At 41.0% G+C, this 12334-nt stretch carries 10 protein-coding genes; 2 read left to right on the top strand and 8 right to left on the bottom strand.

What is annotated here, in order from left to right:
- Positions 1-94: 94 nt before the first annotated feature.
- A complete protein-coding gene (locus tag FTU66_RS08135) occupies positions 95-3058 on the top strand; it encodes a DUF2339 domain-containing protein (protein ID WP_180112609.1) in 2964 nt (987 codons plus the stop codon).
- A gap of 49 nt (positions 3059-3107) precedes the next feature.
- Here the strand turns inward: FTU66_RS08135 and FTU66_RS08130 are convergent, their stop codons facing one another.
- The gene (locus FTU66_RS08130; RefSeq protein ID WP_168418882.1) at positions 3108-4031 is read right to left on the bottom strand and encodes a mechanosensitive ion channel family protein; all 924 of its coding nucleotides are present in this window, start codon (positions 4029-4031) and stop codon (positions 3108-3110) included.
- Between the two features lie 9 nt (positions 4032-4040).
- Complete coding sequence (locus tag FTU66_RS08125) at positions 4041-4862, bottom strand: hypothetical protein (protein WP_180112608.1); 822 nt, start codon at positions 4860-4862, stop codon at positions 4041-4043.
- Between the two features lie 103 nt (positions 4863-4965).
- Here FTU66_RS08125 and gspE point away from each other — a divergent pair, with 103 nt between their 5' ends.
- Entirely contained in the window at positions 4966-6453 is a 1488-nt protein-coding gene (gspE, locus tag FTU66_RS08120; RefSeq protein ID WP_180112607.1) for a type II secretion system ATPase GspE, read from the top strand.
- 76 nt (positions 6454-6529) lie between these two features.
- Here gspE and FTU66_RS08115 read toward each other — a convergent pair whose 3' ends face one another.
- From FTU66_RS08115 to FTU66_RS08090, 6 genes are all read right to left on the bottom strand, one after another.
- The gene (locus FTU66_RS08115) at positions 6530-7621 is read right to left on the bottom strand and encodes a hypothetical protein (RefSeq protein ID WP_180055949.1); all 1092 of its coding nucleotides are present in this window, start codon (positions 7619-7621) and stop codon (positions 6530-6532) included.
- A 133-nt stretch (positions 7622-7754) separates the two neighbouring features.
- A complete protein-coding gene (locus FTU66_RS08110; RefSeq protein ID WP_104852447.1) occupies positions 7755-8180 on the bottom strand; it encodes an organic hydroperoxide resistance protein in 426 nt (141 codons plus the stop codon).
- A 95-nt stretch (positions 8181-8275) separates the two neighbouring features.
- A complete protein-coding gene (locus tag FTU66_RS08105; protein ID WP_180112606.1) occupies positions 8276-9100 on the bottom strand; it encodes a carbon-nitrogen hydrolase family protein in 825 nt (274 codons plus the stop codon).
- Between the two features lie 21 nt (positions 9101-9121).
- Positions 9122-9649, bottom strand: a complete 528-nt coding sequence (gene gigB / locus FTU66_RS08100; RefSeq protein WP_070154874.1) for an anti-anti-sigma factor GigB — start codon at positions 9647-9649, stop codon at positions 9122-9124.
- Between the two features lie 113 nt (positions 9650-9762).
- Entirely contained in the window at positions 9763-10731 is a 969-nt protein-coding gene (gene gigA / locus FTU66_RS08095; protein WP_096902424.1) for an RsbU family protein phosphatase GigA, read from the bottom strand.
- Positions 10732-10832: 101 nt separating this feature from the next.
- Entirely contained in the window at positions 10833-11756 is a 924-nt protein-coding gene (locus tag FTU66_RS08090) for a VacJ family lipoprotein (RefSeq protein ID WP_180112605.1), read from the bottom strand.
- Positions 11757-12334: the final 578 nt, after the last annotated feature.

The raw sequence follows: 12334 nt of genomic DNA, 5'->3' as shown, positions 1-12334 counted from the left end.
AGCGGTTACTGAATTGCTGATGAATCCTGATTCAGAATCAGGCTAGCTGTTGTATGATCAGAGCCAAGAGAAAATATAAGCACAATGAAGAGCAATGCAGACAAGGCAGAGTGAAATTCGAATCATTTGGTTCATGGTATTGATGGTTGTTGCAATGGGTGCATGGTGGTTGGATGTACCCATGCTGAGTTATGTGTGCGTGATTGCGGCGGGTATGAGTATCATGCTGTATTGTGGGCGCGTGCAACAAGCCTTGGAATACAACATAGATGCACGAACTATGCGCTATGTACCTACTTCAAAAGTGCCGATGTATTTGGCAGCAATGATTGTCATGCTGGGTATGTTGCTGGATTGGTATTTGATTGTGTCGCTTGCTGTGGGTGCATGGATTTTTCTGTTGTTGCGTTGGCTTTCTCGTTTGGAACAGGCGGTTTATCAAATTCAGCAACGGCAGCAAACAAGTGCATCTCAAACAGAGGTGTCTACTACAAATACATCAGCACCGTATGTAACCACTACAGATTTAGCAGCAACTGTTACCCTTCAAAATGCTGTACCTGAAAGGAAACACACGCCAGAAGATGACATTGCAGAATCGAGAATTGATTTAGCACAGACTGGGGCAGACAATTCTTCTGAGTTAACGACTCAGTCAGCTTCATCTCCAGCTATTTTGGCAACTCAAGCAGAACAGCATTTTGTTGAAAGTCATGCTGTAAATCAAGATTTCATTCATCCATCTGCGCAGACATCATCACAAACACGGACATCTCATCCTAGTTTACTCGAGCAGGCGCAAACATGGTTATTGCATGGCAATCCTGTCTTGAAAGTCGCCATTGTCGTATTGTTAATTGGTGTGGTGTTGCTGCTACGTTTCGCCACCGAACATTGGCAATTTAGTTTGGCAGTCAAACTCATGTTTGTTGCAGCTGTAAGTGCTGCGGTGACCGTATTGGGTTATTTGCTACGTACAAAAAATCGGAGCTTTGCTTTAGGGGTGCAAGGTTTAGGTTTGGCAGGGCTGTGTCTGACCTTGTTTTTTGCCTATTACAACTTGGTCATTCCTAATTTAGCGATGGCCAGTGTGTGTTTTATCGCTGTAATGTTGCTCACGCTTTGGCTGAGTTTGAAACAACAGTCTATCGAACTGGCATTAATGGCAATGTTGATTGCTTATTTTGCGCCCTTTACCTTACCTGTTCGCAATGCCACAGCCATTGAATTGATTGCCTATTATTTAGTGATTAATGTAGCGGTAGCAATTTTAAGCAGTGTGCGCCCTTGGAAATACCTGAATCAGGTTGCATTTTTAATGACGGCTATCGTGGGTGGTGGCTATGCCTTTTATCATGGGTATGTGTTTGAACGTCAGGTTTTAAGTGCTTTATTGTTGGCACATGCGGCAATTTTTATTTGGCTCGGTTTTCGCTTTAGTCAACTTTTGGCACAGGATGATATCGCCACTTTCCAATTCAAACCTATTTTGGACCTTGCCCTGATTTTTGGTGCACCTATTGTCGCTTACGCCTATTTATATGTGATGTATTTTGAAGAAACTCGATGGCAAGCGGCTTTTAGTCTGGTCTTTGCTGTGATTTTTGCAGCCTTATATACGCTGACCCGACAGCGTTCACAAACCAAGTTTATTGCACAGAGTTATTTTAGTCTGATGCTGATTTTCAGCTTGCTGATCCCGCCTATTTTATTACCTGAGCAATGGAGCGTAATCGGGTGGGCACTGCAAGGTGTGGCAGTTTTTGCTTTTGCCTTAATCAAAGTATCTTCAATCAGTCGTTATTTGGCTTTAGGTTTGTTCGCTGTTGCAGGGTTATCGGGACTGTATTACTTGGTGGAGCTGCCATATTTTGAACACAGTATTTACTGGGTACTCAGTCTGAGTTATGCCGCTGTGGTATTAATGGCCAACAGCAAAGCAGATTTTCGAGCACAACTCAGCACAGGTACGATCAGCATATTTTGTTTCATGCTGCTGTCTGCCAGCAGTCTGTGGTTGTGGTTAGGTCTAGACAGCTTAGTTGGCGAACATGCCATGGTTTGGACGCTGCTGGCAATCGTCAGCGCCTATGTATGTATGAATGAAGTCATGCTTTCACGACAGGCCACGTGGTCTTGGCTACTGCCGAAGTGGTTGGGACTCACTCCAGTCATGTTCGCTGCTTTATCTTTAGTGATCAGCCGTGATTATGATGGGGCAATTCAATGGGTATCAGGCGCAGAACGAATGTTATTTGCACTGTTTGCACTCTTGCTCAGTGTTTTGTGGTTACGCCCTTTATGGACGGTACGCACCGATAAAGTCTGGGTGAGTTTGGGGCTAATTCCTGCTTTAGCACTGGCAAGTTTAACGCTGTTACCTGAGCATCCTTATAGCAGTGTGGTGATTTTACCGCTGATATTTGCAGCATGGTGCTGGTGGCAAAAGCCAGAGTCAGACTGGCGTATGTTCTGGTATGCGCGCAGTAACTTGGTCTTAATGCTATTTTGGATGTTGTGTTCACAACTGCTCAATGAGCAGGCATTTTATGGCTATGTTTTGCCAATTTTGAATCCATTTGATCTGGTCAGTATCGCCATGTTGGTGGCTATTTTATGGATGCTGAATTTACAGCGGAAAACTGATTTAGATCAGGGCTTAGCTGCGGTGATTATGGTTGTCAGTCTGCTATGGTTAAGCAGTTATGTTCTTTTGCGTGCCTTGCATTTGTATTTAGGTACGCCAATCAACGAGATTGCCGTTTGGCAAGATGCCACCGTACAGTTAAGCCTGACTGTACTTTGGGTCAGTTTGGCATGTATTGCAATGTGGATTGCCAGTTTCAAGCAATTACGTGCCTTATGGATTCTAGGTAGCAGTATTTTGGTGATGGTGACCTTGAAACTGGTACTTTTGGATTTATCCAATATTGGCACTCTTATGCGGGTACTCTCATTCTTTGCGGCAGGATTGGGTATGCTGCTGATTGCCTATATTGCTCCAATTCCTGAACCTGATCTTGCTAAAAACAACAGTTCGCCATCTTCTAAAACTTAAGATGGCGCTCAGGTTGTATTTATGACGAAGTGGGTGTGATTCAAAACGATTACTTTAAGTCAGGTTCTCGTTTGAGTTCTTTAGCATTGGCGTACTGATCAAGTTCGTCATTGCTCAAGGGGCGTGATAATGGATGATCAACAAAACCCATTTTTGGTACAGGAATTTCAATGCAATTGTCCAAGAAACCATTACGAATACGTTCTTGCATTTCATCACGTACTTTTAAGAAGTTTTCTTGCTGACACCACACTGCAAATAACAATTCAATTGAAGACTCTCGGAAAGCTGTAACCGTCACTGCTGGTTTTGGGTCAGATAAAACTAGCGGATATTGATTGGCGACACTCAGCAAGACTTCACGTACTTTAATAATATCTTCATGGAAATTAATGGCGAGCGTAATTGGAACACGCCGTATTGGAAATTTGGACAGGTTATGTACAGGGGCACGAATTAATTGTTCATTGGGCAAACGCACATAAATATTGTCTTGGGTCAGTAATTTCACTGAAAGCAGGTCAATTGAAATCACTTCGCCTTCAATGGTATGCCCACGAATCAGGGTAATTTGAATGGTATCACCCACCTCAAAAGAGCCTTCACCAATCAGGAACATACCACTAATTAAGTTAGAGGCTGATGTTTGGGATGCAAAACCAAGTGCTACCGTTAAAATACCTGCTGCGCCCAAGAAAACACTTAGCTTAAAGCCTGCCTCCTTAAGGCTAGCCATCACAAACAGCAGAAAAATAAAATAGAAAATTCCGCGTCGCCAGACCAAGCGTTGATGTGCATTAAAACGCGCACCTATGGTACGTACAAAGGTATTGGAAACAAAACGTGCAATTAAAAAACCAATGAGTGACAGTACCACTGCTACCAAAATTTCGGTCAAGCGATCTGTATTGACACTGGTAAATATCCCTTTGAGGCTGTTGGTGATTTCTTTGGAAATATTGGAATCTGCCATGACATCCTCTTAGAAAAATGACTCAAACATATTAAACAACGCACCTGCCGTTTCACGTGGTGGCTGTAAATAGGTGACTTCACCTGCATGTGGTGGTGTGCGGTTTTCAATCCGAATCCGTGGCGGGCGGTCTAAACCTTCATGCATGACTCTAATTTGTGAAGTCCATAAACGCCCTGTACTTTCACTAAAAAATAAAGGCAGCGCAGGTACAGGTACACTCATACGGTCAAAGCGCAATTGCTGATTACTGGTATTGTGAAATTCAATAGGAGTCACTGCACGAAAGGCACGTGGTTTGAGCTGATGTAATTCAGTACGACCATCCACCGCCGTGGCATAGCAAATTTCACCGGTACGATGATTCGGGCCAAACCAAGTATCTTTTGGGCGAATAATAGGCAGGTCAAAAATGGGTTCACGTTGGCCATCTACAAATCCTGCCATCCACAATGGCGTGCTGATATACAGGGTGCCGCGTTGCCCCGCAGGAATATAAATTGGATCAACAGGTTTAATCACCACAGAGCGGTCTGCTAAACGTGGCATCAGTTGTAATTTGCTCTGTGTCGATTTGAACATATAGCGTTCAACTTTCACAGGTTGTGGAAACGCAAATTCAGGATCGTCAATCGTGTGCCATTGCTGTTCATAATCGTATTGAATTTGCGGACGATAGTATTCCAAACGCCATTCTTGCATGCCGCGGGTTAAACGCAATAACAATGAACCAAATTGCCATGCTTTAGGACGATTAAGCTCAAACTCATAGTCACCCCACCATTTTAATTTGGGTGAATCGAGTTCCGAAATCTCATGATTTTGTGACAATGGCCTATCCCTTTGTTGATAAATCAGTGAAAAACAGACTTCACGCTGTCATACGCTTAGAGTACACTCAAATTAAATTTTTTCATCATTATTATAATCGCTGATGCAAGTACTGAAACAATTACAAATACCGTATAGCTTCGCCAAACGGCATGGGGTGCTGATTCGTTATGAGGGCGATCATGCCTTTATTGTACGTCGTGAAAATACCCCTATGCTTGCAATTCAGGAAGCACGTCGTTTTTTGGGACATCCTGCGCAGCATCAACTTTGTAGCGATCAAGAATTTCATCAATTATTAAGCAGCAGTTTTGCAGGTGATACTGGCGAATCTCAGCAAGTCGCGGCAGGGCTGGAAGATCATCCTGATTTGCTCAGTTTGGCAGACTCTGTACCTGAAGCAGAAGACCTAATGGATCAGGAAGATGATGCACCTATTGTGCGTTTAATCAATGCCTTGTTGTCTGAAGCGATTCGGGTCGGTGCATCCGATATTCATATTGAATCATTTGAAAAGAAACTGTCGGTGCGTTTACGGGTCGATGGCCAGCTACGTGAAATTGTGCAACCACGCCGTGAATTGGCGCCGCTGTTGGTGTCACGTATTAAAGTCATGGCCAAGCTCGATATTGCTGAAAAACGTATTCCTCAAGATGGTCGTATTTCGCTTAGATTGGCAGGTCGTGAGGTGGACGTACGTGTTTCAACACTGCCATCTTCACATGGCGAGCGAGTGGTGATGCGTTTGCTGGACAAGCAGGCAGGTCGTTTGAACATGACTCATCTGGGGCTTATGCAAAATGATTATGAACGTCTAAAACAATTGGTGCATCGCCCACACGGGATTATTTTGGTCACAGGGCCTACGGGTTCGGGTAAAACCACGACTTTGTATGCTGCATTGTCAGACTTGAATGATGGTTCTAAAAATATTTTGACCGCAGAAGACCCAATTGAATATCAGCTGGAAGGGATTGGGCAAACACAGGTCAACACCAAAGTGGATATGACCTTCGCACGTGCTTTAAAGGCGATGCTGCGTCAAGACCCAGACGTGGTGATGGTGGGGGAGATTCGTGATTTAGAAACTGCCGAAATTGCGGTGCAGGCGTCTTTAACAGGTCACTTGGTGCTATCTACACTGCACACCAATACTGCCATTGGTGCAGTTACCCGTCTAAAAGATATGGGAATTGAGCCGTTTTTACTTGCCAGTTCTTTAATTGGTGTGATTGCCCAGCGCTTGGTTCGTACCTTATGTCCACGTTGTGCAACATGGCATGAAGCGGATGCTTTTGAAACAGAAATTTTCCGCCATTTAGATGTCGGCACTGAACTGAAGTTACCGCAACCCAAAGGTTGTGAGCACTGTTCACATACCGGATTTATCGGGCGTACTGCCATTTATGAAATTGTCCCGGTCGATGATCAAATGCGCCGTCTAGTGCATGGCAATGCTGCGGAATATGAAATTGAAACCTATGCGCGTAAACAGTCGGGTTCTATTCGGGATGATGGTTTGCGCAAAGTGTTGGCCGGTAAAACCACATTGGAAGAAGTGCTTCGAGTCACCAATGAAGCGGCGGAGTAGAGAGTTTTTCTGTAATTTTTAAATATAAGATGTACTTATAAAGTGCATCTTATATTTTGGTAGGTATGAAATTAGCTTATTTTTCTAAAATCTCTTTTATTTCCATTTCTAATCTTTCATAGAATTGATCTAAAGTCATATTCTTAAAAAATCTATTTCTATTTACATATGGCAAAGCTTCCTGCATCAATTGATTATATAAAGGATCATTAACATACTTTGCTAACACTAAACGTGAGATAGCACCTAGACCTGTGATATATTCTTTTTCATCTCCATGATTCAACCACTGATTTAAAGTTTCCAGATCTTTATGTTTTTCTTCATCATAAATTAAAAAATCATAAACTTGTTGTAACACGTGCTGCAATTGTTGTGGATCATTAAAATGAATTGCTTCCCCCTCTATTCCATGAATATTGGGTAAATACTGCAAGGTATGATCATCTATAAAATGTTGGCGTAGTATACGGATTGCTTTTTCTGATGAAATTTGAATATAACTTCCCAAAGCAATTTGGCTATATGCTAAAACATTTTTTTTACTTGAACATAGTATTAATATACCTTCATATATTTGATCATTAAAATCTCGATGATATATAGTTTCGTTAAATTGATTTTTTTTTCTCTGCTTTATAAAATTTAAAGATTCTTTATTTAAATCTAACCACTGATCTGCAAAAATACTGAGCTTCTCTTGTGTTTGTGGTATAGCTTTAAATTGTAATAACTGTTCTCTTGATACTGCTTCGACAGAGCTTAACATCTGTTCAATACTTTTCTGATCGGGGAAAATAACATCCCGACTAAAAAACACATAATGCTTTGCATCAAAAGCAACGAGATTATGCTTGCGCAATGTTTCGACCAATATTTTATAAAGGTATTTACTTTTTTCCTGCAAATATTCAATCACAAAAACATTCGTAGAAAAGTTAAAGAAGCCCTTTACATTACTAAAGAACTGGATAATTTCTTCATCGAAATTTTCTGCAAGTTCAGGATTAGTCACAATACTTTCAACTTCAATGAGCCAATTTTTCAGATTTTCTGTAAAACCTAAATCTTGAGGATTGGTTGCAAAATATTCTGCCTGTTCTAATGTAGAAATTGTTGTTTGAAAATGATGCTGTTCAGCATCCCATACATAAAATAACGCAGACATTTCTTATAAACTCGGTTTTAATTATTCGTCTTATCTTATTTATGTTTGAAATATAAGGCTATATTTTTTATAAAATTTATTTTGATAATTTAGGAAGCTACCCTAAAACATTTTGTTTTAGGGTAGGAGTTCATCAGGTAATCGCATTTAACGTTACATTGATATTGCCACGTGTTGCATTGGAATAAGGGCAGACAATATGTGCAGCATCGACCAATTTCTGTGCCTCGCTTGCATCCATACCCTCAAGATGAATATTAAGCGTCACTTCAATACCAAATCCTGTTGGAATAGGGCCGATACCAACATCACCTTCAACATAGGCAGCAGGGGCAATCGAAATTTTATCTCGGTTAGACACAAATTTCATTGCACCTAAAAAACAGGCTGAATAACCAGCGGCGAAGAGTTGTTCAGGATTCGTACCATTACCTGTACCCCCCATAATTTTCGGCACCGCCAATTGAACATCTAAATGACCATCGGACGTCGTTGCACGACCATCACGACCACCAGTGGCTTTTGCATGGGCTGTATAAACTGCTTTTTCTAAAGTCATTTTTCTAATCCCTCAGATGATGGTTCAAAATCATATCGTGGGGGATTTTGTTTAAATAATATTCAGTTTTTTTGTAATTTTATACAGAGTGAAAATCAATATTGAACCAAAACACGGTGCTGCATCAGTGGCATTGATGCACGAATCTGTTGCTGTTCGTCTAAGTCAAAAGGAACCGTGAGTAGTTGAGCGCCTTCTTCTGCGGTGATTGCTAAAATTTGACCGCGGCTGTTGCTTGCTCCAGCATGCCCCCAAGTTTGACGCTTTTCACCATGCCAACCTTGTTGTGCGGCACCCAGTACAGCACATTGGCTATCCATGGCACGCGCCTGCAAGAGCAATTGCCAATGCATTTGACCTGTGGTGTAAGTAAAAGCCGATGGCGCAGTTAAAATATTGGCGCCTTGCGCACGTAAAGTTAAGGCCAATTCAGGAAAGCGCAAGTCATAACACACCATTAAGCCAATGTTGCCAAACGGTGTTTTCGCCACAACGACTTCAGAGCCGGGTTCAAAAAACTTAGATTCCTGATAACCACCAACAGAGTTACCAACTTGCACATCAAACAAATGAATTTTGTCATAACGTGCTTCAGTTTTTTCTGGGCTAATACATAAACTGACCGTACGCACACGACCATCTGCAATTGTTGAACCATCAGGGCGATATGGGCAGGGCAATGTACCCGCCACAATCCAGATTTGATATTGATGTGCAAGCTGTTCCAAACGCTGTTGAATACTTTCAAACTGTGTCGCGGTTTCACGTTGTTTACCGGCCGCAAAACAGATAAAGTTTTCTGGAAAAACGATCAGTTCAGCGCCATCAGCTTTACTCTGTTGAATCAATGTTTCAATGATTTTGAAGTTTTCTTCAATATCGTTTTGCGAGTTCATTTGAGCAACAGAAAGTAAAGTCATCAAAGCATTCCTGAGTGAAGATCAAGCGTTCTGCTGATTTTTCTCAGCACACTGATCAAGATTATCTTGTTCTTTTTGTAGCTGTTTCACCAAAGGTTCGAACATATTTTGGTTGTTTTCATTCAGCTTCATGAGGGTTTTATGGGCATCTAATACTGTGGTGAGCATATTGCTATGCGTGACGTGTTCTTCTACCAGCTCACGCGTGCAGACTGTCGGATCGCCACAGTAATTTAAAATCACAAACACCTGTCCTAAGCCCATGCTATTTGCGAGCGTAGTAATGTCTGGATTAGTAGATAGCATAACTGCCTGAATTTGATGGATTTGTTTTAGTTTTAAGCCTAGCTTAGCCAATATACCTAAAACTGTACTGTCAATAAATGTAGTTTGGGTTAAATCTACAATTGCACCCACCACATTGGATTGCTGTTCAATTTTACTGAGTAGTTTGTCTAGACTAATACAAGATTGGGCACGCACTTCGCCAAAAAGCTTAAAGATATGCGTTCCATTCAAACTTGCATATTCAACATGACCTGTTGACATATAAATGCCATTTGCAGAGAAGGATTAGATAATTATCCCATAGCGACTATATAGACTCAAGTAGCTTACAGTCGTATATCTAGGGTTAAGAAGTTAACTGGCTGATTTGTTGGTTATTTTGTTCGACACAAACTCAAGATTGCAATGTCATCGGCTACATGATCGGGTGCTTGGAATGATTGATTTTGCAAGTGAAAGACCAATTGTTCAAACTGTTCATTCAAACCACCGCTATAAGGTTCTAACGCACCATCGGAGCAGATAATAAAACGTGCCTGTTTATTTAATACGCACTCAAATTCCTCAACTTCTAAATCTTCAGTCAGTCCTAAAGGAAAACTACTGGTATTTAAAATTTTAGGTGCTTGATTGGGTTCGATAATAATGGCAGGTGGATAATGCCCCGCACTCGACCAACGCAGTTCGTGGGTTTCAATATTTAAAATCCCACTAATCATGGTGATATGCTTTTCAATATTTTCTTGAACCAACATGCCATTCAGCTTCTTAATCAGTTCGCGTGGTGTTTTGGAGCGACCATGAAATGCAGCCATCCAAGACGTTAGTAAACTACTAGTTACACCATGCCCAGAGACATCGGCTAAATAGAACATGATTTCTTTATCACTGATTTTCCAGTAATCAAACCAATCGCCCGACAAATAAGCCGAAGGCTTAAATAACGTATCTACACGGTAGTTGCACAGTTCGATAGGATTGGGCAGTAATTTTTTTTGTAATTCCGCCGCAGAAGGTAAGTCACGGCTGTCTTGATTGCGTTTATATTGTGCGTCTATTTTGCGTAAGGCTTGTGGTGGATTTTCTGGTAAACGACTCCACAACCAACCTGCTAAAGCGCCTTGTTCCCATGCTTGCACCAATGCTGTGCCTTCATCTTCAAAGGCCAATACAATCGTGGGTAAATTCCATTGATGTGTTAAATAATCTTGCACATCGGCAATTGCAATAATGGTTGGGTCATACAAGCTGATGTCATCTATGTGAATCATTTGCACACTAGGAAGTGTGTCGAGCACCTGTTCTAGATATGGAATATCACGTGTGGGTTGAATGAAATACATAGAGTTTTGTGTTGACCCTGAACCTAAACAAAGCGTTACTATAACAATGCCTGAATACTCAAGGAAAGTAAAAACTCACCTTGAGTAAAATGTTTTACAAATTATTCTTTGCTTTCTTCAGGCGGGTTTATTTCTTCTTGATCATCAAAAAGTTCTTCGCTTTCATCATCTACAAAAGAAATACTATCTGCATCGAGTCCTTTCTTTTCCGCAATTTCAAAGTTTTTACGTTGCAAGTAAATATCCCGAATCGCGGCATATTTATCGCCCTGTAATACTTGTTCTACATCTAGGAGTTGCGAGCGCGTATCTAGGCCGCGCATAACTTGCTCCGACCAATATAAACGGTCATTGCCATCTAAAATGTATTTTTGTGGACGTGCCTGACCATCTACAAGTGTGCCGAAACCATCACGGAAAGTACTTGGGCCGTAAATTGGTAGCATGACATAAGGCCCTGAAGGGACACCGTAGTAGCCCAAGGTTGTACCAAAATTTTCTTCTTCCGTGTCTAAACCTAAACGACGTGCAGGGTCAGCCATGCCTAAAGTAGTAATCGTATTTAAACTAAAACGACCTAAAGTTTTTGCGGCACGTAAAGGGCGGCCTTGAATCAATTGGTTAACCGCATTCCAAGGTTCGCCCAAGTTTTTTCGGAATTGACGATATGACCCGCGCACTTCACCAGGGACTTTCTTTGTATATTGAACCGCAAGTGGACGCGCGATATTACGATCTAACATATCGTTGAATGCATAAATCTGACGGTTCAAAGGTTGCAGTGGGTCTTTGACTTCATCGGGTTGTGCAGCATTTGCATTCACTTTTAAATCTTTGGCTTTTACATTTTTTAATTCTTTAAGCGCATTCAAACGACTACTTTTAGTTTCAGAAGATGAATCTGCCGCAATAACTTCAGTAGTTTCTTCTTGAGCAACTTCTTCAGTAGAAGGCGTTGTCGCATGTGTTGAGGTGATGAATCCTAAAGAAACAAGGCACACCCAAAGATATTTTTGTTGATACATAAAGAATCCTAGCGCTTAAATCTGAGTAAGCAAAAGCTGTTATATCGCCGATAGGTATATAGTAACAGTTAATTGAAACGATGTATTAAAGCAAATTTGCTCAAAATGTGTGTAGAAAAAGCAAAAATGAACAAAAAATAAACACCCGATATATTTCTTTTGAAAAAAGTCTTGCAAGGCAAAATATTTCACCTATAATGCACATCCATCGGCGGTGATGTTGATAAAAACTTGTTAAAAAACAATAGCTTGGTTGATTGGTTTGAGATTGATTGAGTTTGGTTTGAGTAGATGGGTTTGAAAATAAAATCAACATTGCATGTTGACTTTCTAGAAATAGAGAGTAGTATAGCCGACCTAGCTTGATGCTGACGAAGCATCGAGAAGATCATTAAGAAATTATGAAGAACAACTTGTGTGGATTTTTACTGATTGATTAATCGAAAATATTTCATTGATTAATTGGTTTAAATTACTCGAAGTTTATTTGAGCGAAATTTAAGTCAGAAAATTGATGAGCCAGATTTGGAGCCTTAGATTAAAGGTTCAAAATGATTTTAACTGAAGAGTTTGATCAT

The sequence above is a fragment of the Acinetobacter sp. YH12131 genome (assembly GCF_013418635.1).
GTDB lineage: Bacteria > Pseudomonadota > Gammaproteobacteria > Pseudomonadales > Moraxellaceae > Acinetobacter > Acinetobacter towneri.
Note: the sequence above shows the minus strand (reverse complement) of the source record. Positions and strands in the feature narration are given on the sequence as shown.